This window comes from Streptomyces sp. BBFR25 (genome assembly GCF_044590125.1).
Taxonomy (GTDB): Bacteria; Actinomycetota; Actinomycetes; order Streptomycetales; family Streptomycetaceae; genus Streptomyces; species Streptomyces canus_D.
The window spans coordinates 3,958,162-3,984,057 of sequence record NZ_CP172447.1 but is presented as its reverse complement, the minus strand read 5'-3'; the positions used below and the strand labels follow the sequence as shown (position 1 = coordinate 3,984,057).

The window sequence follows — 25,896 nt, the reverse complement described above, 5'->3', positions numbered from 1 at the left end:
GACGCACATGAACCACATGAACCGTTACGAAGGCCGCCGCGTCCTGGTCACCGGCGGCGGCTCGGGCATAGGCCAGGCCACCGTGCTGCGCCTCCTCGCGGAGGGCGGCACCGTCGTGGCCGCGGACATCAGCGAGGCGGGCCTGAAGGACACCGTGGCGAAGGCGGGGGCCCACGCGGACCGGCTGACCACACGCGTCGTCGACATCGCCGACGAGACCTCGGTGCGCGAGGGCGTCCGGGCGGCCACCGAGGCGCTGGGCGGCCTGGACGTCCTCGTCAACGCGGCCGGCATCCTGCGCTCCTCGCACACCGCGGAGACCAGCCTCGCGGACTTCACCCACGTCCTGACGGTGAACCTCGTCGGCACGTTCCTGGTGATCCGCGAGGCGATCCCGGCGCTGCTGGAGGGCAGGGACGCGGCGGTGGTCAACTTCAGCTCGACCTCCGCGGCGTTCGCGCACCCGTACATGGCGGCCTACGCGGCGAGCAAGGGCGGCATCCAGTCCATGACCCACGCCCTGGCCAGCGAGTACGCGGGGCGCGGCATCCGCTTCACCGCCGTCCAGCCCGGGTCCATCTCCTCCGGCATGACGGACGGCAGCGGGGTCAGCGGGCTAAGCGCCGGTCCCGGACTGCCTGCGGACGCCGACATGAGCCTCTACGCCAAGCTGTCGCCCGCCCTCGGCCGGGGCTTCGCCGGTCCGGAGACGGTGGCGTCGGTCGTCGCGATGCTGGGCAGCGACGACGGCCGGTTCATCACGGGCACGGAGGTCCGGATCGACGGCGGCACCCACTTCTGAGGGCGCCCGCCCCGCAAGTCCCGAGAGGAAGAGAAGACCCACCATGCACGACCTGACCGGCAAGAACGTGATCATCACCGGCGGCGCCCGCGGCCTCGGCGCGGAAGCCGCCCGGCAGGCGGTCGCCGCCGGGGCGCACGTCCTGATCACCGACGTCCTGGACGCCGAGGGTGAGGCCACCGCCCGCGAACTCGGCGACCGCGCCCGTTTCCTGCACCACGACGTGACCTCCGAGGAGGACTGGCGGCGGGTCGCCGACTTCGCCGTCACCGAGTTCGGCGCGCTGCACGGCCTGGTGAACAACGCCGGCATCTCGACCGGTACGCCGCTGGAGTCGGAGTCCGTCGAGCACTTCAGGAAGGTGCTGGACGTCAACCTCACCGGCGTCTTCATCGGCATGAAGGCCGTCATCCCCGCGCTGAGGGAGGCCGGCGGCGGCTCGATCGTCAACATCTCGTCCGCGGCCGGCCTGATGGGCCTCGCCCTGACCTCCGGCTACGGCGCCTCCAAGTGGGGCGTGCGCGGACTGACGAAGATCGGCGCCGTGGAGCTGGGCACCGCCCGCATCCGCGTGAACTCCGTGCACCCCGGGATGACGTACACCCCGATGACCGCGGCCGTCGGCATCGAACCGGGCGAGGGCAAGTACCCGAACACCCCCATGGGCCGGGTCGGCGAGCCCCACGAGATCGCCGGCGCGGTCGTCTTCCTGCTCTCGGACGCCGCGTCCTACGTCACCGGCGCCGAACTCGCCATCGACGGCGGCTGGACCACGGGGCCGACCGTGGCGTACGTCATGGGGCAGTGAGCCCCGCCGCCGTCAGTAGACGAGCGCCTGGGTGTCGTCGGCCAGTGCCTCCTGCACGAAGACCTGGGCGCCCGCGATCCGCACGCCCTCGATGACGTCCTTCTCGGTGAGGTCGCGCCGGGCCGCGCACTGGGTGCACAGCGTGACCCGGCCGCCCGCCAGGAGCGAGTCGAGCAGGTCGGGCAGCGGAGCGGCGTGCGGCAGCTCGAACTCGGCCGCGCGTCCCGGCACCGCGAACCACGCGGACTCACCGGTCAGCCACAGGGACACGTCGACCCCACTGGCCACGGCCACCGCCGCCACGGTGAACGCCTGAGAACACCGCTCGGGCGCGTCCGCCCCCGCCGTCACCTTGATCACGAGCTTCTTAGCCATGGCCGAATCGTAATCAACTGCGCTGCAACCCAGGAGCAGGGCTGTGGGTCTCCTGTGCGCACGCTTGATCGAATGCATCATGCACGTTCTGTGGGGGGACGTCTTGGAAGAGGAACCGGAAGCCGAGAATGGTTCACCGGTGGTCGAGGAGACCGCGCCGCGGTCACGGTCGCGTCGGCGCGGGCGCACCACCGCGCTCATCTGCACCGCCGCCGTGCTGGGGCTGGTCGCCGGCACCTGCACCGGCTACCTCGTGCAGGCCGAGCGGGAGCCGACGAGGCTGCCGTCGCCGGTCCAGCCCCTGGCCGCGCCCGGTGAGGGAGAGGTGCCGAAGCGGCTGCCCGCCGCCCAGGACCGCAAGGTGCGGACCGACGGCGACCTGCGCGAGCTGTTGCTGAAGAAGCCGCGCGGGGCGCGGGACCCCGAGTGGCCGGAGGGCGAGGACGGCTGGATGGACCTCGCCGCGTACGCCGAGACCTTCCAGCGACCGGGCGAGCAGTTCGAGTCGTTGCTCCACGACGAGTTCCGCAGGGCGGCCGTCGGCGGCTGGTACGTCGAGGGCTCGTACACCGTGAGCATCCGGCTGATCCAGTTCCGCCAGGAGGAGGTCCTGGTGACGGCCGAGGCCAACGAAGGGGCGCAGTACTGGGCGGACGACGTGGACGGCGAGAGCTGGCCCGTCCCGGGGACCGCGGACGGGCGGGCCTACGTCCACGCGCCGAGCGGCGAGTCGGGGGAGGAGTCGATGTACACGGCGGAGGCGCATGCCCGGCGGGGCGACATCCTGGTGGAGATCTGGGTCGACGGCGAGAAGCGGATCAGCAAGGAGACGATCCTGGGTCTGGCCGAGCGGCAGATGGAGCGGCTGTGAACGAGAACCGGAACGACGAGCCGGCTCTCCCGGCGCCCACCACCGAAACCCCTGAACCCGAGGCCCCTGAATCCGAGGCCGCCGGGCTCGAGCTCGACGTGTCTGCCGCGGACGACTCCGTCGCGCCCACGGGGGAGCGGCCCGGGCGTGGCCGTCGGATCGCCGTGATCGGGAGTGCGCTCCTGCTCGCCGCCGTCACCGTCGCGGGCGCCGGGTACACCGTCGTGACCGTGAAGGACGCCGACCGCGACCCGGGCGCCCCCGTCTGGACGCTTCCCAAGGCCGCGCCGGAGAAGAAGGCGGAGGAGTCGGCCGGGGCCGGCGGTCTGGCCCGGGCCCTCGTGCCGTACCGGATCGACGGCTGGTCTCGGGGCCCCGACCTCGGGGAGTTCGGCTCGGACGCCACGCTGAGCGGCGCCCAGGCCACCGCCCTGCGCAAGGAGTCGCTGATCGGCCTGCCCCGCTCCGAGCGCAAGGAGCTCGAGAGGGAGATCGATCGCCGGCACATCACGGGCATGGCGATGCGCAACTACGCCAGCACCGGCACCTTGACCGCCGACGGGATGACCGGCGACTCCACGGTGACGATCGTGCTGTCGCGGATGGAAAACCGGTCGGCCGTCCGGGACATGGCGACGCGGCAGAACGAGTTCTTCGCGGCGCTGGACGTCTTCCGCGAGGGCCCGCGGATCACGGGCCACAAGGACGCCCGGTGCTTCCGTCTGCCCGGCGGCTCCGGCGACTCCGGTGATTCGGGCGGTTCTGACGACCTCGACCTCTTCGGTGCCTCCGACGACCCGCTCGACACGCTGTTCTGTGCCGCGTCCGAGGGAGACGTGCTGGTCACCGTCACCGCCGACGCCATGCAGCCGTTCGATACCGAGGGCGTCACCGCGTTGGTGACCGAACAACTCGACCGCATCGCCGAGCCCGGAGAATCCGTATGACCGAGCAGACCACTTCGCCGGCGCCCTCGCTGCCCCCGATGCCGGAAACCCCGCCGGCCCCGCTCCCGGTCGCTGCTCCCGGGAAGGGAGACCGCCGCGTGCTGCGTGCCGTACTGCGCTGGACCGCGGCCGTCGCCGTGTTCGCGGCAGTCGGGTCGGCGACGGCGTACGGCGTCACCCGCATGGAGCGGACGGACGTACCCGGTCTCGCGACCGAGTCGGACGGGCGGTGGGACTACCCGGAGCTCACCGCCGCGCCGCTGCCGTCCGGCAGCCCGGGTCCGTTCGCCGAGGAGAACAAGGCGGGCGCCCACTACGCCGACCTGCGCGAGCTCGTCCTGTCGGCGCCCGAGGGCGCGAAGGAGGACGAGGCGCTGCGCGGGAAGGACGGTTGGCTGGCGACGGACGTCTTCCTCAAGGAGTACCGGGACGAGGCGGATCGTGACGAGCTGCGGCCGATGCTCGTCGACGAGGGGCTGCGGCACATCGCCGCCGGCGGCTGGACCACGCCGGACGGCACCCACACGCGGATCTACCTGCTGCACTTCGACACCGCGGCCGTCGTGGACGAACTGCAGTCCCTCCACATCGCGCCGTTCGTCGGCCCGTCCTACACCGTGCGGGGTACGGACGAGTCCGTCCCCGACGAGGACTATCCGGTGAAGGCGCAGCTCGACGACCTCACGTACTCCTTCTACGTCGAAGCCGAGCCGTACGGCGCCGAACAGGTGCGTCAGGCCTATTTCGGTGCCGGCGACGTGCTGGCCGTCGTCCTGCAGAGCCGCAAGGGCGGCGCCGAGGCGGTGCCCTTCCAGCAGGCCGTCGTCCTGCAGAGCCGACTGCTCCACTGATCCGCACGGCGGACCTCGCACGGAGGGCCGGGCCCCGGCCGCGTAAGCTGGGACCCGGCCCTGTCGTATGCCCCCCGCTCAAGGAGCACCCCGTGGAGATCTTCTTCGAAGCCCTGCTGGTCCTGGTCTGCGTCGGCGTTCTCGCCTTCGCCGGTCTGACCGTGAAGAAGCTGTACCAGGGCCAGCGCTGATCACCGACGCCAGGAAGTACCGCTCATGATCGAGATCCCGTCCGACCTGCACAAGGACCTCGTGCCGCTCGTCTTCCTGCTGGGTGACTGGGCCGGCGCGGGCGTGCACGACTTCCCCGGTGCCGAGAAGTGCAACTTCGGCCAGGAGGTCTCCTTCACCCACGACGGCCGGGACTTCCTGGAGTACCAGTCGCACACCTGGGTGCTGGACAACGACGGCAACAAGGTCCGTCCCCTGGAGTCCGAGCACGGCTTCTGGCGCGTCGACGCCAACCGCAAGGTCGAGGTGACGATGACCCGCGACGACGGCGTCATCGAGATCTGGTACGGCGAGCTGGCCGACCAGAAGCCCCAGATCGACCTGGTCACGGACGCGGTGGCCCGCACCGCGGCCTCCCGCCCCTACACCGGCGGCAAGCGGCTGTACGGCTACGTCAAGAGCGACCTGATGTGGGTCGGCGAGAAGCAGACCCCCGAGGTCGAGCTGCGCCCCTACATGTCGGCGCACCTGAAGAAGGTCGTCACCCCGGAGGACGTCGAGCGCTGGGCCAAGGCCCTGCCGGACGACATGCCGGACGACGGGATCGCTTTCTTCAAGTAGTCGCCCGTTCCTCCCTTCACCCGTTCCAGACGACGGTGCAGATGTAGACGCACTCGTGCCGGGGCACCGCGAGGAACTGGTTGAAGCCGCGTCCGCCGAAGATGGGGAAGTTCCGCAACCCGCCGGGCTTCCCCTCCGGCCGACTGCCCGCGGTCTCGGCATCACGCCCGAGGGCGGCGATCTCGGTGGCGATCCGCTCGACTTCGGCGACGACGCCCACGGGCAGCCCTGCCGTGAGGTACTCCTCGCTCGGGTTGTACTCCCACTTCCAGTCGCTCACAGGCCCGCTTCCGCCTCCGCCTCGGCGTGGATACTCCGGATCTCGGCGATGGCGTCCGTCGGGTCCTCGACTCCCGCGCTCACCACGTCCTCCAGGTGGCGCAGGCGTGCGGCGCGGGACGTGCGGCGCTGGATCGCCACGAAGACTCCCCAGGTGTGGACGAAAGTACGGAGGGGCGCGAGGGACTGCGTCTGCTGCGCATTGGTGGTCGCCTCGATGAGGTCCTCAACGAAGGCGGGCACCCGGCTCGGCGTCAGACTCGCGACCGCGGTACGCAGTGCCTCGGGCGTGAGGGCAGGCATGGGGATGAGGGGCTCGGTGAGTGATTCCGGGCGTTGAGCGGTCATGGAGTCCTCTGGATCGAGGGCCGGTGCTGGTGTCGACGGTACCGACCGCGGCGAGCGCCCGGAGAGCTTCTTGGGCGTCACCCCGCGAGGAGGGGCGCCGGGCCTAGACTCGTGGTGTGGTGAGCACCGACTGGAAGAGCGACCTCAGGCAGCGCGGGTACCGGCTGACGCCTCAGCGGCAGCTGGTGCTGGAAGCCGTGGACACCCTTGAGCACGCGACCCCCGACGACATCCTCGGCGAAGTGAGGAAGACGGCGTCGGGGGTCAACATTTCCACCGTGTACCGCACGCTGGAGCTGCTGGAGGAGCTGGGGCTGGTCAGCCACGCCCACCTCGGGCACGGTGCGCCCACCTACCACCTGGCCGACCGGCACCACCACATCCACCTGGTCTGCCGGGACTGCACCAACGTGATCGAGGCCGACCTGTCGGTGGCCGCCGACTTCACCGCCAAGCTGCGCGAGCAGTTCGGCTTCGACACCGACATGAAGCACTTCGCGATCTTCGGCCGCTGCGAGAGCTGTTCGCTGAAGGGTTCAACTACCGAGTCGTAGGCGAGTCGTAGGCTGGGCGTATGAAGAGCCCCCTGCTGTCCCTGCCCGGCGCCGTTCCCGCCGAGGGTGTGGACGAAGGCGTCGCCGCCCACTACGGCGACCTGTTCCGCGAGCAGCGTGCCCTCGCCGACGGCACCGGCTTCGTCGACCTCTCCCACCGCGGTGTCGTCACCGTCACGGGCGACGACCGGCTGAGCTGGCTGCACCTGCTGCTCACCCAGCACGTCAGCGACCTGCCGACCGGCCAGGCCACCGAGGCGCTGATCCTCTCCGCGAACGGCCACATCGAGCACGCCCTGTACCTCGTCGACGACGGTACGACCGTCTGGGCCCACGTCGAGCCCGGCAGCCAGGAGGCGCTCATCGCCTACCTGGAGTCGATGAAGTTCTTCTACCGGGTCGAGGTCGCCGACCGCACCGCCGACACCGCCCTCGTGCACCTGCCCGCCGGGTCGATTGCCCGGCCCCCCGCCTCCGCCGTCGTGCGGGAGACGCCGTACGGCCGTGATCTCTTCCTGCCTAGGGAGGAGCTGGAGGCGTTCGCCGCCGAGGCCGGGCCCGCGGCCGGGATCCTCGCGCACGAGGCGCTGCGGGTCGAGCAGCACCGGCCCCGCCTCGGCTTCGAGACCGACCACCGGACCATCCCGCACGAGCTGGGCTGGATCGGTACGGCCGTGCACCTCCAGAAGGGCTGTTACCGCGGGCAGGAGACCGTCGCCCGGGTGCAGAACCTCGGCAAGCCGCCGCGCCGCCTGGTCTTCCTGCACCTGGACGGCAGCGAGGTCCACCTGCCGCCGAACGGGGCGGAGATCCGCCTCGCGGACGACGGCCCCGACGGCCGGAAGGTCGGGTTCGTCACCACCTCCGCGCGCCACCACGAGCTGGGCCCCGTCGCCCTCGCCCTGGTGAAGCGGAACGTGCCGGTGGACGCCCGGCTGATGGCCGAGGAGACGGCGGCCGCGCAGGAGACGGTCGTCGAGCCGTAGGGCCCGCCCGCCTCAGACCTCGACGAGGATCGTGAACGGGCCGTCGTTCGTCATGGACACCCGCATCTGGGCGCCGAAACGTCCCGTCGCCACCGTCGCGCCCAGCGCGCGCAGCCGGGCGACGACCTCGTCGACCAGCGGTTCGGCGACGTCGCCGGGCGCGGCGGCGTTCCAGGTGGGGCGGCGGCCCTTGCGGGCGTCGCCATAAAGAGTGAACTGGCTGATCACCAGCAGCGGGGCGTCGAGGTCGCTGCACGACTTCTCGTCGTGCAGGATCCGCACCGACCAGAGCTTGCGGGCCAGCTGTGCCGCCTTCTCCACGGTGTCGTCGTGGGTGACGCCGACCAGGACGCACAGGCCCTCGCCCTCGATCGCGCCCACGGTCTCGCCGTCCACGACGACGCTCGCGCCGTCCACCCTCTGCACCACTGCACGCATCCCGTCATGATGCCGTGCGCCCCCAGGGTGTCGGGGGGCGGGGCCGTACGGGGTTTCTTTTCGCTCGGAACCCCCCATCTGGGGCCGATCGGGGCCGATCGTGGGCACTCGGTCACATAGCGGCCACTTGGGGTGGCACGATGCTCCCAGACGCCGGGCGAGGGGACGGTTGAGGCATATGAGCACACCGAGTACGGGGCAGTCGTTCGGGACTGCCGCGTTGACATGTCCGAGTGGACGGGGCGGTCCGGGCAATCCGGGTGGTCTGGGTGGTCTGGAGGCGCCCCGGGCGCCCTTGCAGCGCACGGACAGCCCGGAGCTGCCCGCGGACCGTCCGGAGCGGGATCTGACCGCGCTGAGCCTGCCGGAGCTGCGCACACTGCGCCGGGACGCCCAGCGCGAGGAGGCCGACCTCAGTTACGTACGGCGGCTGCTGCAAGGCCGTATCGACATCCTGCGCGCGGAGCTGGCGGGGCGCGGGACGGCCTCGTCGTCGTCCGTGGTCACCACCGCGGCGACCGGGTCGGTGGTGGAGCGGCTGTCGGAGATCCTCGCCGACGCGCCCGCCCGGCAGCGCTCCTCCGCCCGGCACGTGACGCTGGGCACGCCGCGCAGCGAGGAGTGCCGACGGCTGGCCGCGGAGATGCTGGGCGAGGTGGAGCTGTCCGACCTGACGGCCCGCACCGACGTCGAGCTGACGGCCGGCATGGGGCGGCTCGTGCGCTACGAGCAGCAGGTCTCCCGGCGGCGGCAGCGGCTCCAGCGCACGGCGGACGGCTGCAGCGCGGAGATCGCGCGCCGGTACCGTGAGGGGGAAGCACAAGTCGACGACCTGCTCGTGTGACACGGGGGCGGCCTTCCGCGCCGCCCCCGGGGCCCGGTGATCCCGGGCCGTCGCCGCGGGAGGTCGCCCCGTTCCGGAAGGCCACCGCCGATGCCCGCGCCCCAGCCGTCGCAACCGTCGCACGCGAACCAGTCCGCGCCCACGTCCGCCCTGTCGCCCGTCGTGCCGCCCGTCCTCGCCGAGGTCGTCCGGTCCGGCTTCGTCGAGGGGCGGCACCGGGGCAGTCTGGTGGTGCTGGGCGCCGACGGGGCGGTGGAGCTGGCGCTGGGCGAGGTGACGGCGCCGGTCTTCCCGCGCTCCTCCAACAAGCCGATGCAGGCGGCGGGCGTGCTGCGGGCCGGTCTCGACCTCGCGGGGGAGCGGCTGGCGCTGGCCGCCGCGAGCCACTCCGGAGAACCGTTTCACCGGGATCTGGTCCGCAAGATGCTGGACGAGTACGGCCTGGACCCCGCGCTGCTCCAGTGCCCGCCCGACCTGCCGCTGGACGCCGAGGAGCGGGAGACGTACCTGGCGTCCGGCGCCGTGCCGGACCCCGTCACCATGAACTGCTCCGGCAAGCACACCGCGATGCTGGCGGTCTGCGCCCAGCAGGGCTGGCCGCTGGAGACCTACCTCGACGCGGAGCACCCGCTCCAGCGGATCATCCACAAGGTGGTGGAGGACGCGGCGGGCGAGCCGGTCGCCGCCGTCGGCACCGACGGGTGCGGGGCACCGCTGATGGCGATCAGCCTGGTCGGGCTGGCCCGCGCCTTCCGCTCCTTCGTCGGCGCCGAGCCCGGTTCGGCCGAGCGCCGGGTCGCCGACGCGATGCGCGCCCACCCCGAGTACGTCGCCGGCAGCCGCCGCGCGGACACCTGGCTGATGCGCGAGGTGCCGGGCACGCTCTCCAAGATGGGCGCGGAGGCCGTCCAGGCGGTGGCCCTGCCCGACGGCCGCGCCCTCGCCTTCAAGATCGAGGACGGCGCGACCAGGGCCCTGGGCCCGGTGCTGTCCCGCGCCCTGACCCTGCTGGGCGTCGAGGGCCCGGTCGTCGACCGCATCGGCCAGGCGCCCCTGCTGGGCGGCGGCCGCGAGGTGGGGGAGATCCGGGCGTCCTTCTGACGTCCACGGCCGCCGTTAATCCCCGCGACGCGGGTGGCGGAGTCGGCCTACCGTGAGCGTATGAGCCGCCGTACCGAGATAGACGTACGTCCCATCACCGAGGCCGAGTTCCCGGACTGGAACCGGGCGCTGAACACGGGTTTCCTGCGGCCGCCCGCCGTGGCCGCGGAGCAGCTGGAGGCCCGCCGCAAGGAGTTCGTACCGGGCCGGTCGCTGGGCGCCTTCGACGGGGAGCGCTGTGTCGCCACCTTCCGGTCCTTCGACCAGGAGGTCACCGCGGTCGGCGGCGCCCCCGTCCGGGCCGACGCGGTCTCCAACGTCACCGTCACCGCGACCCACCGCCGCCGTGGCCTGCTCACCCGGATGATGGCGCAGGACCTGGCCGCGGCGAAGGAGCGCGGGGACGTCGTCGCGACGCTGATCGCGGCCGAGTACCGGATCTACGGCCGGTACGGCTTCGGCCCCGCCACCACCATGACTGAGTGGACGGTAGATGTCCCGCGCGCCGGTCTCGACCCGCGCTGGGCCGCCCCGGAGGACGGCGGGCGGATCGACCTGGTGGACGGTGAGGACGTGCGCAAGCTCGGGCCCGAGCTGCACGAGCGGCTGCGCCGGGCCCAGCCGGGCGCGGTCAGCCGGTCCGAGCTGTGGTGGCAGTACCGGACCGGTGTCGTCGACTGGAACGGCTCCCCGTGGACCGAGCCCTGCTACGCCGTGTACCGCGCGGCGGACGGCGAGGTCGAGGGCATGGTGTCGTACCGCACCGACGACCGCTGGGGCGAGGCCAAGCAGCCGCTGAACACGGCGACCGTCGACTGGCTGCTCGCCGTGACCCCGGCCGCCGAGCGGGCGCTGTGGCACTACCTGTGCTCGATCGACTGGGTCCAGACGGTCAAGAGCGGCTGGCGCTCCCCGGACGACCTGCTCCCCGGACTCCTGCCGGACCCGCGCGCCGCCCGCATCACCACGCAGGCCGACTGGCTGTGGGTGCGGGTCCTGGACGTCGCCGAGGCGCTCACGGCGCGGACGTACGAGGGGCGGGGTGCGACGGTGCTCGACGTGGTGGACCGGTCGGGTCTCACCGGCGGGCGGTGGCGGCTGGAGGCGGGGCCGGACGGGGCGTCCTGCGTGCCGACCACCGAGAGCGCCCATCTCGTGCTCGACGTGGCGGAGCTGGGGGCGCTGTGGCTGGGCGACGCCTCGGCCGTACGGCTGGCGGCGCTCGGCCGGGTGCGGGAAGAACGAGCGGGCGCCGCCCGTGTGGTCGACGCCCTGCTGCGTACGTCCAGGCGGCCTTGGTGCCCGGACATGTTCTGAGATGACTCCCTTCCGCCGGTGACGGTGGACCTGCGCATCCGTAGCGCGTGTTCTTCGTGTTCTTCGTGCTCTTCAGTTGTGGTTGTGGTTGTTGTGCGTGGTGCCTACCGGTCGGCCGGGCTCCCGGCTCCCCTCCGGAAGGGGGCCCGGCCGTCGGTACGTCGGTTCAGCCGGACTGGGCGAGCAGCATCACGAGGATCACCGCGCCCACACCGCCGATCATGGTGTTCTTCGCCCTGATGCCGATGGACAGCGCGACGAACGCGATGATGCCCATCGGCCCGTACTTCCATTGCACGAGCTGCTCGAACCCGATGGCCAGAGCCGCGACGACGATGGCGATGAGCGGCATGGTGGTCCCCCTGTCACCGTGGTGGCCAACCCCCGTGAGGCTCGACCACGTTGCTCAAGTTGGCTGCCAACTTCACTGTACTTATCTCCGCTTGGAAGCGTCTCATAACCACCTTTCCGCGAACTGCCCAAAGATGGCGAGAAGTTGTAGGGTTTGGTCGTGGAGCCGGAACGCGCCCCTGTCAACGGGCGGAAGAGACCGCAGCGGCCACAGGCCACCCATCGAGAGGTGGCCGACGAGCTGCGCGCCCGGATCAGGTCCGGTCGGTTGCGGCCGGGCCAGCGCATGCCCACGCAGGCCCAGTTGGCCGAGGAGTTCGGTGTGGAGCGCGGCGCCGTCCGCCAGGCCCTGCGCATCCTCCAGTCGGAACGTCTGCTCACCAATGTGTCCAAGGGGAGCCCCGCGACCGTCGCGCCCGACCTGTACGGCCCCCAGGCCGGCCCGGAGGCGCGGCCGATGCCCACCACCGTGGCCCTCGCCTCCCGGATCGCGGCGGCCTTCGCCGCCGAGCACGTCGAGATCGACGCGCTGTGCCTGACCTCCGTCTCCCTCACCCTCGCCCTCGGCGAACCACTGAGCCAGATCCACGCGGGGCGACTGAAACCGGCCAAGGTCGACGTCCGGGTCCTGCTGCCGAGCAGCGACATCGACCTCGCCTTCCCGGTGGCGGTCTCGGGCGGCGCGGCGGGCGGCCCGGTGCACCGGCGGTGGCTGGCGATGCGCAACGCCCAGGGGCAGGTGCTCCAGCACAACCTGCTGAGCCTGCGCGCCACGCACGGCATCGACGTGCGCGTCTCCTTCCGCGCGCTGCCCTTCACCCCGCCGATGAAGCTGTACGTGCTCAACGGCAGCGAGGCCCTCTTCGCGTACTACACCCTCAGCCGGCGCGCGCAGGAGATCGACCACGAGCAGCTGGAGATGTACGACGCGGAGGGCATCCGCTCGACGCTGTTCGCCTTCGAGCAGGGCGGTGGCCTGCGCGACGGCGTGTTCGTGAAGCAGTCCCGGCTGTGGTTCGACGCGCTGTGGGGGACGATCAGTTCGGAGCTGCAGCTCACGACCTGACCGTCCCGGTCACAGGGCGGGACCGGCGACCAGGAGGGCCAGCAGCACCGCTCCGGCGGAGCTGACGGAGGGGCTCTTGGCCTTGATGCCTATGGTGAGCAGGAGCAGGCCGACGATGCCGGTGGCACCGTACTTCCACTGGACGATCTGCTCGAAGGCTATGACGAAGACCGCGGAGACCAGGGTCAGGACGGGCATGGCCTTCCCCCCTTCGGGAAGTTCGATGAGCACGACGTACGGGAAGGTAAACTTTCGCCAACCATGCGAAGTTGGCAACCAACTCTGCCTATGTTGTCCCCACTTGGCTACTACCTATAAACAAGTTTCAAACAACTCCCCGTAGGTAGGTCGAAGTTGTAGCGTTTGGTCGTGACTCAGGAGAACGTGTCCGTGAACGGCAGCAGAAGGCTCTCGTCCCAGGAGATCGCCGAGGTCCTGCGGGAGCGGATCCGCGGGGGAGACCTCAAGGCGGGCGACCGCCTGCCCACCCAGGCCGAGCTGGCCGAGGAGTTCGGCGTGGAGCGCGGCACCGTCCGCCAGGCCCTGCGCGCGCTCCAGGAGGACGGCCTGCTCACCAACGTCAGCAAGGGCAGCCCGCCCCGCATCGCCGAGCCCGCCACACCGCGGACCGAGCCGCAGCCGACGATGGTGGCCCTGGGGCCGCGCCTGGCGGAGGCGTTCGCGGCACCGCACGTACGGATAGACGTCGTGTGCCACACCTCGGAGACGCTGATGCTGGCCCTCAGCGAGCCGCTCCGCCTGATCCACGAGGGCCGCATCCACCCCAAGTCGATCGACTTCCGCGTGCTGATGCCCTCCCGCGACATCGCGCTCGCCTTCCCCGTCCTGGTCGAGGACGAGGAGGACGACCCGGTCCACCAGCGCTGGCTCCAGATGCGCAACGCCCAGGCCCGGGTCCTGCGGCACAACCTGCACGCCGTGCGCTCCACCCACCGCGTCGACGTGCACATCGCCTTCCGCGCCCTGCCGTTCACCCCGACGACCAAGCTCTACCTGCTCAACGGCGAGGAAGCCCTCTTCGGGTACTACATGGTGACCCGGCGCGAGGAGGAGTACGAGAGCCGGACGCTGGAGATGTACGACGCGCTCGGCTCCCAGTCGCTGCTGTTCTCGTTCCTGAAGCGCAGCGGCCACCGGGAGTCGGTGTTCGTGGAGGAATCACAGAAGTGGTTCGACGCCCTCTGGGAAACCATCACCACGGACATGACACTCTCCTAGTGACTTCCGATACGGATCAGACGGAACCGGTGAGCGAGCGGGCCGGGCAGCCCGGGCCGTCCGAGCAGTCCGAGCAGTTCGAGCAGTTCGAGCGTTTGCGGGACCTGGTCGTGGGCGCCCGCGTCGTCCTGTGGGACTTCGACGGCCCCATCTGCAGACTGTTCGCGGGCTACTCGGCCGACCGGGTGGCGGGTGAACTGGTGGACTGGCTGGAGGGGCTGGGCCTCAAGGAGCTGCTCACCCAGGAGGAGCAGGTCCACCCGGACCCGCACGTCCTGCTGGGCGCGGTCAACCGCAGGCGCCACCGCAGCGACCTGGTCGCCGACTTCGAGGAGCGGCTGACCCGGGAGGAGCTGCGCGCCGTGGCCACCGCGTGGCCGACCGCGTACGCGGACCCCCTGATCCGCACCTGGTCGGCGCTGGACGTCGGCCTCGCGATCACGACCAACAACTCGCCCCGCGTGGTGAGCGAGTACCTGGCCACCCGCGGCCTGCTGGACTGCTTCGCCCCCCACATCTACGGCCGCACCCAGGAGCTGCACCTGCTCAAGCCCGACCCGTACTGCCTCAACCGCGCCCTCAGCGCGATGGGCGTCGCTCCCGCGCAGGCCCTGATGGTCGGCGACACCACCTCCGACCTGACCGCCGCCCGCCGGGCCGGGGTGCCCTTCCTGGGCTACGGCCACAACGAGCGGAAGGCGAAGATCCTCCAGGAGGCGGGCGCGGAGACGGTCGTGCACTCCCTGGAGCCGGTGCTGCGGCTGCTGTGGGAGACGAAGGGACCGGGACCGGCCGGCACCTGACTGGTCCCCGGCGTCGCACACCTGATCCCGCGTTCGCCGCCCGGTGGGACGGCGCGGCGGCGTCCGACGGGGTTCCACGGGGACGGCGGGGGTGACAGGAGTACCGTTTTCCCACTCCTGCACCTCCGCAAGGGTCCAAGGCGAGAGAAAAACGGTAGATGTCGCCTGAATCGGCCTCCCCCGCCCGGCTCCGTGCCGTCGAGGTGAGCGGTGACGAAAGTACGGTCGAGGGTCCGCTGCGCGGCTACCACCACGAGACGTACGTGGTACCGCTGCCCGGCGCGGCGGGTGCCGCGGGGGCGGCGCGCTGGAAGTGCCGGGAGCCGCGGAGCAACCTGCTCTGGTTCGACCGCCGGTGCTTCGTGTCGGAGGAGCAGCTGCTGTGTGCCCTCCAGGGCCGGATCACCGACGTGCCGGACGTCTTCGAACTCGACGGGCTGCCGCCCCTGCAGCGGTTCGTCGAGGGCCGGACCCTCGGCTCGCTGTACGGGGCCGGCCGGACGGTGCCCGACGTCTTCACGCGGCAGATCGTGCGGCTCTTCGGCGAGATGGCCGCCGTGACGTCGCGGACGCTCCCGGTGGAGAGGCGGTGCCGCCCCGAGGACCGGCGGGCGGACGGGGACACCGACGGCTTCATGGAACGGCTCGTCTGCTTCACCGAGCAGCGCGTCTACGCGGAGAACCTGCCGCGCTTCGGCTCCCTCTTCGCCGCCCTGGGGCTGGACGACGACGCCTTCAAGCGGCTGCGCAAGCACGTCGCCGGACTCCGTGAGCGCCCGTTCTGCCTGCTCCACGCCGACCTGCACCGCGAGAACCTCGTCGTCGACGCGGACCGGCGGCTGTGGACCATCGACTGGGAACTGGCGATGGTCGGCGACCCGCTCTACGACCTGGCCACCCACCTGCACCTGATGCGCTACCCGTCCTGGCAGCGCGCCCGGGTGGTGGAGGCGTGGCGCCGCGCGGTCGAGGCCGCGCGCCCCGGCGGCTCGTCCGGCTGGCGGCAGGACCTGGAACGGATCGTCGGCTACAAGCGGGCCCAGTCGGTCTTCACCGACGTCATCCGCGAAGCCATCTCGCTGGGGCGGCAGGCGCGCTCGCCCGGTCCCGGCGTCCGGCTCGCGGCCGCCAGGCTGCACGGCATCCTGACCGACGCGGCCCCGCCCCTCGGGCTCGAGTCGGTGCCCGACCCGGCGGCGGTCGCCGCCGCCCTCGTGCGGTGGAGCCGCGCCCACGCGGACGAGGGGACCCCGCCGGACACCGCCTAGGCTCACCCCATGAACGCCCCCGGCCTGCGCGAGCGCAAGAAGCAGCGGATGTTCCGCACCCTGTCGGACGTCGCCGTCGAACTCTTCCTGGAGAAGGGCTTCGACGCGGTGTCCGTCGCGGAGGTGGCGGCCGCGGCCGAGGTCTCCAAGCCGACGCTCTTCCGGTACTTCCCGGCCAAGGAGGACCTGGTCCTCCACCGCATCGCCGACCACGAGGACGAGGCCGCCCGGGTGGCCGGACAGGGACCCGCGCCGATCGACGCGCTGCGGCGGCACTTCCTGGCGGGCCTGGAGCGGTGCGACCCGGTGACCGGGCTCAACGACCACCCCGCCGTCCTCGCCTTCCACCGGCTGCTCTACGGCACCCCCGCCCTGGTCGCCCGGATGCACACCCAGCTGGAGCGGTCCGAGGCCGCGCTCGCCGAGGCGCTCGGCGGTGACCTGGAGGCCAGGCTGGCGGCCGGGCAGATCATCGCCGTGCAGCGGATCCTCGCCCTGGAGAACTGGGGGCGGATCGCCCGCGGGGAGCGGGTGGAGGACGTGCGGGGCGACGCGGTGGCGGCGGCGGAGCGGGCGTTCGCCGGGCTGGCGGCCGGACTGCCCCGATTCACAACGGAGTAAATCCGCAACGAGGCAAATCAGCGGCGGAGTAAAACAGCAACGGAGTAAAAAATGTAACTCGGTAACGTCTTTCGGGTAGGCTCGCCGGAATGACGTCGACCGACACCGCCCTCCAGCGCGCCCTCGACCGCGAGCGCGCCCACCACGACCGCTGCCGGACCGTCCTCGCCGCGATGGTCGAGGGAGCCCAGGAACACGTCGTCACCGGCGAGGACGTCTCCGCCTCCGGTGCCGACGCCGAGGTCCTCGGGTACCGGCTGCGCAGCCGGGCCAAGGAGATGCGCGAACTGCCCGAGGGCCCGCTGTTCTTCGGACGGCTCGACTTCGCTCAGGGGGAGGAGACCGGGCGGGCGCTGCACATCGGGCGGCTGCGGATCACCGAGCACCCGGCCGCCCCGCCCCTCGTCGTCGACTGGCGCGCCCCCGTCTCCCGCGCCTTCTACCAGGCCACCGCGGGCGACCCGCGCGGCGTGGCCGTCCGCCGCCGCTTCGGATGGGCGCCCGGCAGCCGCGGCGACTCGGCCGACCTCACCGGCATGGAGGACGAGCACCTCGGCCGGGGCGAGTCCCGGGCCAGCGCCATCGTCGCCCGGGAGATCGAGCGGCCCCGCGTCGGACCCATGCGGGACATCGCCGCCACCATCCAGCCCGAGCAGGACGACCTGGTCCGCGCCCCGCTCGGCGCCACCGTCTGCGTCCAGGGCGCCCCGGGCACCGGCAAGACCGCCGTCGGCCTGCACCGGGCCGCCTACCTCCTGTACACCCACCCGCAGCGCATCCAGCGGGGCGGACTGCTGATCCTCGGCCCCAACCCGACCTTCCTCTCCTACATCGCCGAGGTGCTCCCCGCCCTCGGCGAGAGCGGCGTACGGCAGTCCACGCTCGCCCGGGAGATCGCCCGGCACCCCGTCACCCGCACCGACGACGCGCGGGCCGCCGCGCTCAAGCACGATGCCCGGACGGCCGAGGTGCTGCGCCGCGCCCTGTACGCCCGCGTGGACCCCGGCGCCGCGGGCGACCTCACCGTGCCGGACGGCTCCTACCGCTGGCGCGTCCCGGCCGAGACGCTGGCCCGCATCGTCGCGGACGTACGCCGGGAGCAGCCGCCGTACACCGTCGGGCGCGAGCGGGTCAGGGCCCGGATCGTGCGGCACCTCCAGGAGCGGGCCGAGCGGCGCGCCGGGCCGCGGACCAACGCCTGGGTGCGCCGGGTCGAACGGGCCCGGCCGGTCGGCGCGGCCCTCGACGCCGTGTGGCCCCGGGTGCGCCCCGAGGAGGTCCTCGCGCCGCTGCTCGGCGACCCGGACGAACTGGCGCGGGCGGCCGATGGTGTGCTGGACGACGACGAGCAGCAGGCCCTGCTCTGGACGGGCCGGGCGCCGCGGTCGTGGAAGTCGGCCCGCTGGTCCGCCGCCGACCTGGTCCTGCTCGACGAGGTCGCCGGACTCCTCGAACACCCCGAGGGCTACGGCCACATCGTCGTCGACGAGGCCCAGGACCTCTCCCCGATGGAGTGCCGGGCCATCGCCCGCCGCTCCGCCTTCGGTTCGCTCACCGTCCTCGGCGACCTCGCCCAGGGGACCACGCCGTGGGCCGCGCGGTCCTGGCGGACGGTCCTCGCCCACCTCGGCCGCCCGGACGCCGTCGTGGTGCCGCTGACCACCGGATTCCGGGTGCCGGAGAAGGTCGTGGGCCTCACCAACCGGCTGCTGGACCGGCTCGGCGTGGACGTGCCCCCGGCCCGTTCGCTGCGCGGCGACGGTGAGCTGACGCTGCGCGCGTGCGCGCCGGGCGCCGTGCCGGAGACGGTCGTGGACGCCGTACGGCACGCCCTCACCCGGGAGGGCTCGGTGGGTGTCGTCGCCGCCGACCCGGACGTGGCCGGGCTGCGGGCCGCCCTCGACGCGGCCGGCGTCGCGGCGGCGGGGCCCGAGGCGCGGGCCGCCCGGGTGGCCGTCGTACCGGCGAGCGTGGTCAAGGGCCTGGAGTACGACCACGTCGTCGCCGTCGAACCGGCGGCGATCGCGGCGGCGGAGGGACCCGGCGGGCGGGGCCTCAACCGGCTGTACGTGGTGCTCACCCGCGCGGTGTCCCGCCTCGACGTGGTGCACGCGCGGCCGCTGCCGTTCTGACGTGCACCACCGCCCGTCAGCGCCCGGTGATCACGTCCACGACGCGGGTGTACCCGTCGGAGCCGTGCCCCCGCGCGACGACCCGGCGGGCCTGTCCCTCGATCACCCGCATCAGGCTCGCGTCGATGCCGTGCGCCTCGGCGGCGTGGACGACGTGCGTCATGGTCGAGACGGCGGAGGTGATCGGGTTGATCGCGCCCGAGTGCGTACCGGCGTCCGTGTCGGCGGCGAACTCCGTGAACAGCGGCGGCAGGATCGCGGCGATGCCCTGCGCGAACGGCGCGAGTTCCGCGCTGGTGACGCCCTCCGCCCGGGCCACCGCGAGGGCGTGTACGTAGCCCGCCATCGCCGTCCAGAAGATGTCGAGCAGCGCGATGTCGTAGGCCGCCGCCCGCCCCGGGTCCGCACCCAGGTGGGTGTGGGTGCCGCCGAGCGCCGCCAGCAGCGGCCGGTGCTCCTCGTACAGCTCCTCGGGACCGCTGTGCAGGAACACCGCGTCGTCCGTGCCGATGGTCGGGGCGGGGGTCATGATCGCGCCGTCCAGGTAGCGGACGCCGTGCCGGGCGGCCCACTCGGCCGTGTCCCGGGCGCGGCCGGGGGTGTCGGCGCTCAGGTTCACCAGGGTGCGGCCCTTGAGCGCGGTGGTGACGGCCTCCTGGCGCAGTACGGCGTCCGAGGCGTCGTAGTTCACCACGCAGACCACCGTCAGCGGCGAGGCGGCGACGGCCTCCTCGGCCGACGCGGCGGCCCGCGCGCCCGCCGCGACCAGGTCGGCGTCCCGCCCCGGCGTGCGGTTCCAGACGGTGGTGGACACTCCCGCGGCCAGGAACGCGTCGGCCAGCGCCCGGCCCATCGGGCCCAGGCCGACGACGGTGACGGCCGAAGGTCGGTCGGTGTGTGCGGACATGCTTCAACTCCCGTAACGTGAAGAACAATTGCTGATGAATGGGGGCACCTCATGGCACACCGGCGCCAGGATCCGAACGTCTGCGGAGTGACCGCCGCGATCGCCGTGATCGAGGGCAAGTGGAAGACCACGCTGCTGTGGCAGCTGGAGTCCGGCCCGCACCGCCCGGCCGAGCTGCGCCGGAAGGTGCCGGGACTCACCGAGAAGGTGCTGACCCAGGCGCTGCGCGAGATGGAGGCGGACGGTCTGGTGGACCGACGGGTGTACGACGTGCTGCCGCTGCGGACCGAGTACTCCCTGACCGATTTCGGCCGCGATCTCGCCGAGGCCCTTACTCCTCTCTCCGACTGGGGCCACCGCCGCCTGGACCGGCTGACGGGACCGGAGCCCGCCGCCCGCACGCTTTCCTGACGCCCGCCTGCCCCCCTCAGTCTCGGACGGGGGCGGCACGTTGCCCAGTACGCACAAAAAAGTGGGTACGGATGTCTGGGGCAGCGGGGAGACACACTATTGCAAGCAGGTGCTTGCAATAGTTAGCGCGAGGGCGCATGCTGGAGGCATGGCATCGCTCAACGTCGGCAATCTCGGTGAGTACCTGCGCGAGCAGCGGCGCAACGCGCAGCTGTCGCTGCGGCAGCTCGCCGACGCCGCGGGCGTGTCCAATCCGTACCTGAGCCAGATCGAGCGCGGGTTGCGCAAGCCGAGCGCGGAGGTGCTCCAGCAGGTCGCCAAGGCGCTGCGGATCTCCGCCGAGACGCTGTACGTCCGCGCGGGGATCCTCGACGCGGAGCGGGACCGGGACGACGTGGAGACGCGTGCGGTCATCCTCGCCGATCCCTCGCTCAACGAGCGGCAGAAGCAGGTGCTGCTCCAGGTCTACGAGTCCTTCCGCAAGGAGAACGGGTTCGGGGCCGATGAAGATGCAGATGCGGACGCCAATGCCGACGCCGATGCCGTTGTCGACGGGGCTGAACCAGTAAAAAACCCTCACTCGTAAGCAATTCCGGAGGACCATCACCATGGCCATCACCGACGACCTGCGCAAGACCTTCAGCGACCCCACCCCGCTCTACTTCGCCGCGGGCACCGCCGACCTCGCCTTCCAGCAGGCCAAGAAGGTGCCGGTGCTGGTGGAGCAGCTGCGCGCGGAGGCCCCGGCGCGGATCGACGCCGTACGCAACACCGACCCGAAGGCCGTCCAGGAGAAGGCGACGGCCCGCGTCAAGGAGACCCAGGGCAGCCTCCAGGCCAAGGCCAACGAGCTGTTCGGCTCCCTCGACGCCGACTTCAAGAAGCTCGGCGAGACCGCCCAGGACCTCGCGCTGCGTTCCGTCGGCGTCGCCGCCGAGTACGCGGTCAAGGCCCGGGAGACCTACGAGAAGGTCGCCGAGCGCGGCGAGCACGCGGTCCGCACCTGGCGCGGCCAGGCCGCCGACGGCATCGAGGACCTGGCCGAGGACGTGGAGGAGCTGGCCGTGGCCGTCGAGCCGGCCAAGCCCGCCCCGGCCAGGCCCGCGACGGCCAAGCCGACGACGGCCGGGTCCGAGCCGGTCCGGGTCACCGAGGACAAGTCCGCGGCGGCGAAGAAGACGCCCGCCCCGCGCAAGGCCCCGGCCAAGAAGAACGCCACCGCCAAGAAGACGACGCCGCCCGCCAAGTAGGGCAGGGCGCGACGAGCGAAGAGCGGGCCGGGCACCCTTGGGGTGTCCGGCTCGTTCTGCGGGTACGGTGACCGCTAAATGACGATGCGATTCTGGTGGTGGACGTTGTGCTGATGCAGGGGTTCGCAGGCTTCATGTGGCTGCTGAGCGTCGCCCTGATCCTTTTCAGCGGCTTCGCTTTGATCGACGCCGCCACGCGCCGCGAGGACGCCTACCGCGCGGCGGACAAGAAGACCAAGCCCTTCTGGCTGATCATCCTCGGGCTCGCCTTCGTGGTGAACCTGATCTTCAACATCCTGTCGTTCCTGCCGATCATCGGCCTCATCGCGACGATCGTGTACATGGTCGACGTACGGCCCGCGCTGCGCGGCCTGTCCGGCGGCGGCCGCAGCAGCCGCCGCGGCTCCAGCAGCGACGGGCCCTACGGCCCGTACAACGGCGGACGCTGACGGACTCGCAGACGGGACTCCCCGCGCGGGGAGTCACCGGGCGGGGACGTGAACCGGGACCGGGCGGCTCAGGCCGTCCGGTCCAGCAGGACCACGGCCAGGTCGTCCGCCAGCTCGCCGCCGTTGAGTTCGCGGACCTCGTTGACGGTCGCCCGCAGCAGCTCCTCGCCGGTCAGGCCCTCGGCGAGCTGGCGGCGGACCATCTCCACCATGCCGTCCTGGCCGAGCCGCTCCCGGCCCCCGCCGACGTGGCCCTCGATCAGGCCGTCGGTGTACAGCATCAGGCTCCACTCGGCGCCCAGCTCCACCTGCGTCCGCGGCCAGCGGGCGCCCGGCAGCAGCCCCAGCGCCGGGCCGTTGTTGTCGTAGGGCAGCAGCCGTGCGGGCATGCCCGGGCGGCTGAGCAGCGGGGACGGGTGCCCGGCCAGGCACAGGCCCGCGCGGCGGCCGTCCGGGGAGATGTCCACGGCGCACAGCGTCGCGAAGATCTCGTCGTCCGAGCGCTCGTGCTCCAGCACCTGCTGGAGCGTGCCCAGCAGCTGGTCGCCGCAGAGCCCCGCCAGGGTCAGCGCCCGCCAGGCGATCCGCAGCTCCACACCGAGCGCCGCCTCGTCCGGGCCGTGCCCGCAGACGTCGCCGATCATGGCGTGCACGGTGCCGTCCGGGGTGCGGACCACGTCGTAGAAGTCGCCGCCAAGGAGGGCGCGCGAGCGGCCCGGACGGTAGCGGGCGGCGAAGCGCAGCGGGGAGCCGGCCAGCAGCGGGGTCGGCAGCAGACCGCGTTCCAGGCGGCGGTTCTCCTGCGCCCGCAGCCGCCCCTCGGCCAGCCGCCGCTCCGCCGAGTCGGAGCGCTTGCGCTCGACGGCGTAGCGGATCGCCCGGCTCAGCAGGCGGCCGTCCAGCTCGTCGCGGAACAGGTAGTCCTGTGCGCCGACCGCCACGGCCTCGGCGCCGCGCTCGGCGTCGCTGGAGGAGGTGAGCGCGAGCACGGCGTGCCGGGGCGCCAGCTCCAGGACGTGCCGGAGCACCGCCAGCTCGTCGTCGCCCTCGGCGGCGCCGTTGCCGTTGCCGCCGCCGTCGGTGCCGGTGCGGGCCGGGGCGGGGGCCGACAGGGCGAGGTCCAGCAGGATGCAGTGGACGTCGTCGGTCAGCAGCCGCCCGGCCTCGGTGAGGTTGCGTGCGGTGCGGACGCGGATCGGCTTGCCCGCCTGGTCGAGCAGGTCGGGCACGATCGGCGAACCGGCCGGGTCGTCCTCGATCAGCAGCACGGTCAGGTTCGTGGGCACCGCGCTCTCCGTCCGGCCGCCGTGCGTCCGGTCGGTGCCGGTGCCGGGGGCTGTGCCGGGGCCGGTGCTGGTTTCGGGGCTGGTGTCCGTGGGCTTCTCGCGCTTCTCCGTGGGGTTCTCTCGCCGGGTGGTGGGGTTCTCGGCCGGGTGCGTCCCGGGCGGGGCCTGTTCCTTGGAAGGGCCGCTGTCCGGGGACGCGGCGGGCGCCTGACCACACTCCACGGCCGGGATCGCCCTCTGCCGCGGTACGGGTACGGGCATCGTCTTGGTTTTCCTTCCCTCCCCCCGAGGGCATGGCGGGGCGAGGGACCTCGACCCACCGACGGGGACCATAGCGGGTGACGACGCCGCTGCGGAATGGTCCAGGACACGTCGGACGGCGATCGGCCAGCGTCATATGCCGCGTAATCCCCCGCAGTTGGACACCTCGCCCGGGGGCCCGGGATGACGAACGTCACGCGGGGCGGGGCGCCGGGCGTGGACTGGGTCACGTGGCCCGCCTCACGCGCCCGGCGCGGGTGCGTGGCCCGCGTCACCCCTTGGGGGAGGACGCCTGCGCCGGGGCCGTGTCCGGCCGGACCACGCCGAGGATCGGCATCGAGCCCGCGCCCGCGATGGTGATCGAACGCCCGGGGCGCGGAGCGTGCACGACGGAGCCGTCGCCGACGTACATGCCGACGTGGCTGGCGTCGTCGAAGTAGATGATCAGGTCGCCGGGGCGCATGTCCTCGACGTCGACGCGCTTGAGCTGCTTCCACTGCTGCTGCGAGGTGCGGGGGATCGTCTGCCCGGCCGACACCCAGGCCTGCGAGGTCAGACCGGAGCAGTCGTAGGACTTCGGGCCCTCGGCGCCCCACTGGTACGGCTTGCCGATCTGGGCGGTGGCGTACTCGACGGCCTTGCGGCCCCGCTCGGTCGCCTCGGTGTCGAGGTCCTTGAGGATGCCGGAGTCGAGCCAGGCGGTCTGGGCCCTGGCCTGCGCCTCCTTCTCCAGCCGGGCGAGGCGCTCCTTCTCCTCCTTCGCCAGCTCGGACTCCAGCTTCTCGGCCGCCGCGATCTGCTTCTCGATCTTCTTTTGCGAGGTGGCCTTGGCCTTGCGGTTCGCCTCCAGCTCCTTGAAGCGGGCGGAGGCGTCCGCCGCATAGGTCTTCAGGTCCTCCTGGGCGCGGGTCAGCTCGCCGAGCAGGCCCTTGGTGGCGCGCTGGCCCTGGATCACCCGGCCGGTGCCGTCGAGGAAGTCCTCGGGGTCGTCGCTCAGGACCAGCTTGGCCCCGTCGGGCATGCCGCCGGTGCGGTACTGGGCGCGGGCCGCGGCTCCGGCGCGGTCCTTCAGCCCGTCCAGCTTCTCCTGGCCCTTGACGATCTTCTTGGCCAGCTCGACGATCTGGGCGTTCTGCTTCTCGGCCTTCTCCTCGGCGGCGTTGTACTCCTCCGTGGCCGCGGCCGCCGCGCGGTAGAGCGCGTCGAGCTTCTTGCGTACGGCTTCCAGGTCCTTGTCGGGAGTGGCGGCCGGGGCGGCGGCCGACGCCGACGGTGAGGGCGACGCCGACGGTGAGGGCGACGACGAGGGGCCCGGGTCCGCGAACGCCGTGCCCGGTGCCGCCAGCACGGTGACCGCGCAGACCACGGCCACGGCAGCGGTCGTCAAGCCACGTTTCCCCGTACGCATACCTCGCCCCCAAACTGATTAACCGTCAGTAACATAGGTCGCTCGGGGGATCGTGCCACGCCGACGCGAAAAGCGACAGAGGTCGTGCTTCCTCCCGCCTTCCTCCCGCTTCCTCGCGATTGCTTCCCTCGGTGTGTGACGAACACCGCACGGAGATCGTTCCGCGCCTGCGTCGGCCTGCGTCGGCCTGCGTCCGCCCGCGTCATGTCGGCGTCGCCGGTTCACGCGCGGGGCGCCAACGCCTCCCACCGCACCGTCACTTCGCCCTGCCGCCACCGCACCGGCCCGTCCGTCACCGGCCAGTCGGCCGTCAGATCCCGCACGGCCCGCATCCAGCGCTGCCGGGCACCGTAGGAGGCGTAGGGCGCGGCGGCGGCCCAGGCGCGGTCGAAGTCGCGCAGGAAGGCGTGCACGGGCTCGCCGGGGACATTGCGGTGGATGAGCGCCTTCGGCAGCCGTTCGGCCAGGTCGGAGGGGAGGTCCAGCGAGCCGAGGCGGGTCGCGAAGGTGACCGTGCGCGGTCCCTCGGGCCCGAGCGCCACCCACACGTGCCGGCGCCCGATCTCGTCGCACGTCCCCTCGACCAGGAGACCGCCGCGCGAGCCCTCCGACGCGGGCGCGAGCCGCGCGCACAGCCGCCGCCAGACGGCGGCCACCTCGCCCTCGTCGTACTGGCGCAGCACGTTCGCCGCGCGGATCAGCAGCGGCGGCCGGGAGACGGGGACCTCGAAGCCGCCGTGCCGGAAATCGAGCCCCGCGCGGACGTACGGCCGGGCCGCCGCCACCCGAGCCGGGTCGATCTCGACGCCCACCACGCGCGCGTGCGGCGCGACCGTGCGCAGGCGGTGCAGCAGCTCGACGGCGGTCCAGGGGGCCGCGCCGTAACCGAGGTCGACGGCGACGGGTTCGGCGGCGCGGCGCAGTTCGGCGCCGTGCACGGCCGCGATCCAGCGGTCCATGCGGCGCAGCCGGTTGGGATTCGTCGTCCCGCGCGTGACCGTGCCCACGGGACGGGTGGCGGTGGCGCGGGGTGGCATGACTACGAGGGTATGCGGCCGAGGAAATCCGGCCGAGGGCCTGCCCCGGTCGTGCGGCATTCGTCCGCGGGACGGTGGTACCCGCACACCGCGG

Annotated in this window: 31 protein-coding genes; 21 read left to right on the top strand and 10 right to left on the bottom strand. The window is 72.3% G+C overall.

Going from position 1 to position 25,896, the window contains the following annotated elements:
- Positions 1–16 precede the first annotated feature (16 nt).
- A complete protein-coding gene (locus tag ACGH52_RS18050; RefSeq protein WP_193777816.1) occupies positions 17–802 on the top strand; it encodes an SDR family NAD(P)-dependent oxidoreductase in 786 nt (261 codons plus the stop codon).
- A gap of 43 nt (positions 803–845) precedes the next feature.
- Positions 846–1,610: a glucose 1-dehydrogenase gene (locus ACGH52_RS18045; RefSeq protein ID WP_399940629.1), complete on the top strand. Its 765-nt coding sequence runs from the start codon at positions 846–848 to the stop codon at positions 1,608–1,610.
- Between the two features lie 12 nt (positions 1,611–1,622).
- On the opposite strand, the gene ACGH52_RS18040 is transcribed toward ACGH52_RS18045, so the two are convergent.
- Positions 1,623–1,985: a DsrE family protein gene (locus ACGH52_RS18040; protein WP_003974797.1), complete on the bottom strand. Its 363-nt coding sequence runs from the start codon at positions 1,983–1,985 to the stop codon at positions 1,623–1,625.
- A gap of 139 nt (positions 1,986–2,124) precedes the next feature.
- On the opposite strand from ACGH52_RS18040, the gene ACGH52_RS18035 reads away from it, so the two are divergent.
- The 4 genes from ACGH52_RS18035 (at position 2,125) to ACGH52_RS18020 (ending at position 5,446) form a co-directional block, all read left to right on the top strand.
- Positions 2,125–2,856: a hypothetical protein gene (locus ACGH52_RS18035; RefSeq protein ID WP_121703730.1), complete on the top strand. Its 732-nt coding sequence runs from the start codon at positions 2,125–2,127 to the stop codon at positions 2,854–2,856.
- A complete protein-coding gene (locus tag ACGH52_RS18030) occupies positions 2,853–3,803 on the top strand; it encodes a hypothetical protein (protein ID WP_399940626.1) in 951 nt (316 codons plus the stop codon). Before ACGH52_RS18035 ends, ACGH52_RS18030 begins: the two co-directional genes overlap by 4 nt.
- A complete protein-coding gene (locus tag ACGH52_RS18025; protein WP_399940623.1) occupies positions 3,800–4,654 on the top strand; it encodes a hypothetical protein in 855 nt (284 codons plus the stop codon). The genes ACGH52_RS18030 and ACGH52_RS18025 overlap by 4 nt, the downstream gene beginning before the upstream one ends.
- A 216-nt stretch (positions 4,655–4,870) precedes the next feature.
- Positions 4,871–5,446 carry an FABP family protein gene (locus ACGH52_RS18020; protein WP_052842948.1) on the top strand — a complete coding sequence of 192 codons (576 nt, stop codon included), beginning with the start codon at positions 4,871–4,873 and terminating at the stop codon, positions 5,444–5,446.
- 16 nt (positions 5,447–5,462) lie between these two features.
- Here the strand turns inward: ACGH52_RS18020 and ACGH52_RS18015 are convergent, their stop codons facing one another.
- Positions 5,463–5,726, bottom strand: a complete 264-nt coding sequence (locus ACGH52_RS18015) for a hypothetical protein (protein ID WP_399940620.1) — start codon at positions 5,724–5,726, stop codon at positions 5,463–5,465.
- Entirely contained in the window at positions 5,723–6,028 is a 306-nt protein-coding gene (locus ACGH52_RS18010; RefSeq protein WP_399940617.1) for a DUF6247 family protein, read from the bottom strand. Before ACGH52_RS18010 ends, ACGH52_RS18015 begins: the two co-directional genes overlap by 4 nt.
- 161 nt (positions 6,029–6,189) lie before the next feature.
- Between ACGH52_RS18010 and ACGH52_RS18005 the strand changes: the two genes are divergently transcribed.
- Both ACGH52_RS18005 and ACGH52_RS18000 read left to right on the top strand, forming a co-directional pair.
- Positions 6,190–6,627 (top strand): Fur family transcriptional regulator, encoded by a 438-nt coding sequence (locus ACGH52_RS18005; protein ID WP_052842947.1) that lies wholly within the window; start codon positions 6,190–6,192, stop codon positions 6,625–6,627.
- 20 nt (positions 6,628–6,647) lie between these two features.
- Positions 6,648–7,613 (top strand): folate-binding protein YgfZ, encoded by a 966-nt coding sequence (locus ACGH52_RS18000; protein WP_121703734.1) that lies wholly within the window; start codon positions 6,648–6,650, stop codon positions 7,611–7,613.
- Between the two features lie 12 nt (positions 7,614–7,625).
- Here ACGH52_RS18000 and dtd read toward each other — a convergent pair whose 3' ends face one another.
- On the bottom strand, positions 7,626–8,051 hold the full coding sequence (gene dtd / locus ACGH52_RS17995) for a D-aminoacyl-tRNA deacylase (protein WP_361464234.1): 426 nt from the start codon (positions 8,049–8,051) through the stop codon (positions 7,626–7,628).
- Positions 8,052–8,229: 178 nt separating this feature from the next.
- Between dtd and ACGH52_RS17990 the strand changes: the two genes are divergently transcribed.
- From ACGH52_RS17990 to ACGH52_RS17980, 3 genes are all read left to right on the top strand, one after another.
- Positions 8,230–8,895: an aerial mycelium formation protein gene (locus tag ACGH52_RS17990; RefSeq protein WP_121703735.1), complete on the top strand. Its 666-nt coding sequence runs from the start codon at positions 8,230–8,232 to the stop codon at positions 8,893–8,895.
- 90 nt (positions 8,896–8,985) lie between these two features.
- On the top strand, positions 8,986–9,996 hold the full coding sequence (locus tag ACGH52_RS17985) for an asparaginase (protein WP_399940612.1): 1,011 nt from the start codon (positions 8,986–8,988) through the stop codon (positions 9,994–9,996).
- 60 nt (positions 9,997–10,056) lie between these two features.
- Positions 10,057–11,313, top strand: coding sequence for a GNAT family N-acetyltransferase (locus ACGH52_RS17980; protein ID WP_210977542.1), 1,257 nt, complete (start codon positions 10,057–10,059; stop codon positions 11,311–11,313).
- 166 nt (positions 11,314–11,479) lie between these two features.
- Here the strand turns inward: ACGH52_RS17980 and ACGH52_RS17975 are convergent, their stop codons facing one another.
- Positions 11,480–11,665: a hypothetical protein gene (locus tag ACGH52_RS17975; RefSeq protein ID WP_399940609.1), complete on the bottom strand. Its 186-nt coding sequence runs from the start codon at positions 11,663–11,665 to the stop codon at positions 11,480–11,482.
- A gap of 153 nt (positions 11,666–11,818) precedes the next feature.
- On the opposite strand from ACGH52_RS17975, the gene ACGH52_RS17970 reads away from it, so the two are divergent.
- Positions 11,819–12,730, top strand: a complete 912-nt coding sequence (locus ACGH52_RS17970) for a GntR family transcriptional regulator (RefSeq protein WP_121703738.1) — start codon at positions 11,819–11,821, stop codon at positions 12,728–12,730.
- 9 nt (positions 12,731–12,739) lie between these two features.
- On the opposite strand, the gene ACGH52_RS17965 is transcribed toward ACGH52_RS17970, so the two are convergent.
- A complete protein-coding gene (locus ACGH52_RS17965; RefSeq protein WP_087808600.1) occupies positions 12,740–12,928 on the bottom strand; it encodes a hypothetical protein in 189 nt (62 codons plus the stop codon).
- Between the two features lie 165 nt (positions 12,929–13,093).
- Between ACGH52_RS17965 and ACGH52_RS17960 the strand changes: the two genes are divergently transcribed.
- From ACGH52_RS17960 to ACGH52_RS17940, 5 genes are all read left to right on the top strand, one after another.
- Positions 13,094–13,969 (top strand): winged helix-turn-helix domain-containing protein, encoded by an 876-nt coding sequence (locus tag ACGH52_RS17960; RefSeq protein WP_399940606.1) that lies wholly within the window; start codon positions 13,094–13,096, stop codon positions 13,967–13,969.
- Positions 13,969–14,772 carry an HAD family hydrolase gene (locus ACGH52_RS17955; RefSeq protein WP_399940603.1) on the top strand — a complete coding sequence of 268 codons (804 nt, stop codon included), beginning with the start codon at positions 13,969–13,971 and terminating at the stop codon, positions 14,770–14,772. The genes ACGH52_RS17960 and ACGH52_RS17955 overlap by 1 nt, the downstream gene beginning before the upstream one ends.
- A 158-nt stretch (positions 14,773–14,930) precedes the next feature.
- On the top strand, positions 14,931–16,040 hold the full coding sequence (locus tag ACGH52_RS17950) for a phosphotransferase (protein ID WP_399940600.1): 1,110 nt from the start codon (positions 14,931–14,933) through the stop codon (positions 16,038–16,040).
- A gap of 9 nt (positions 16,041–16,049) precedes the next feature.
- Entirely contained in the window at positions 16,050–16,661 is a 612-nt protein-coding gene (locus tag ACGH52_RS17945; protein WP_210977538.1) for a TetR family transcriptional regulator, read from the top strand.
- A gap of 89 nt (positions 16,662–16,750) precedes the next feature.
- Entirely contained in the window at positions 16,751–18,793 is a 2,043-nt protein-coding gene (locus tag ACGH52_RS17940) for a HelD family protein (protein WP_399940596.1), read from the top strand.
- A gap of 16 nt (positions 18,794–18,809) precedes the next feature.
- Here ACGH52_RS17940 and ACGH52_RS17935 read toward each other — a convergent pair whose 3' ends face one another.
- On the bottom strand, positions 18,810–19,700 hold the full coding sequence (locus ACGH52_RS17935; RefSeq protein ID WP_399940593.1) for an NAD(P)-dependent oxidoreductase: 891 nt from the start codon (positions 19,698–19,700) through the stop codon (positions 18,810–18,812).
- Positions 19,701–19,751: 51 nt separating this feature from the next.
- Here ACGH52_RS17935 and ACGH52_RS17930 point away from each other — a divergent pair, with 51 nt between their 5' ends.
- The 4 genes from ACGH52_RS17930 to ACGH52_RS17915 all read left to right on the top strand — a co-directional run bounded on the left by ACGH52_RS17930 (position 19,752) and on the right by ACGH52_RS17915 (position 21,810).
- Positions 19,752–20,111, top strand: coding sequence for a helix-turn-helix domain-containing protein (locus ACGH52_RS17930; RefSeq protein WP_076975453.1), 360 nt, complete (start codon positions 19,752–19,754; stop codon positions 20,109–20,111).
- A 148-nt stretch (positions 20,112–20,259) separates the two neighbouring features.
- On the top strand, positions 20,260–20,697 hold the full coding sequence (locus tag ACGH52_RS17925; protein WP_121703744.1) for a helix-turn-helix domain-containing protein: 438 nt from the start codon (positions 20,260–20,262) through the stop codon (positions 20,695–20,697).
- A gap of 22 nt (positions 20,698–20,719) precedes the next feature.
- Positions 20,720–21,361 carry a hypothetical protein gene (locus ACGH52_RS17920; protein WP_076975455.1) on the top strand — a complete coding sequence of 214 codons (642 nt, stop codon included), beginning with the start codon at positions 20,720–20,722 and terminating at the stop codon, positions 21,359–21,361.
- A gap of 113 nt (positions 21,362–21,474) precedes the next feature.
- Complete coding sequence (locus ACGH52_RS17915) at positions 21,475–21,810, top strand: DUF2516 family protein (RefSeq protein WP_171987304.1); 336 nt, start codon at positions 21,475–21,477, stop codon at positions 21,808–21,810.
- Positions 21,811–21,878: 68 nt separating this feature from the next.
- Here the strand turns inward: ACGH52_RS17915 and ACGH52_RS17910 are convergent, their stop codons facing one another.
- From ACGH52_RS17910 to ACGH52_RS17900, 3 genes are all read right to left on the bottom strand, one after another.
- Positions 21,879–23,357 (bottom strand): PP2C family protein-serine/threonine phosphatase, encoded by a 1,479-nt coding sequence (locus ACGH52_RS17910; RefSeq protein WP_121703746.1) that lies wholly within the window; start codon positions 23,355–23,357, stop codon positions 21,879–21,881.
- 271 nt (positions 23,358–23,628) lie between these two features.
- Positions 23,629–24,765: an NlpC/P60 family protein gene (locus ACGH52_RS17905; protein ID WP_399940587.1), complete on the bottom strand. Its 1,137-nt coding sequence runs from the start codon at positions 24,763–24,765 to the stop codon at positions 23,629–23,631.
- Between the two features lie 221 nt (positions 24,766–24,986).
- Entirely contained in the window at positions 24,987–25,802 is an 816-nt protein-coding gene (locus tag ACGH52_RS17900; RefSeq protein ID WP_121703748.1) for a class I SAM-dependent methyltransferase, read from the bottom strand.
- Positions 25,803–25,896 lie beyond the last annotated feature (94 nt).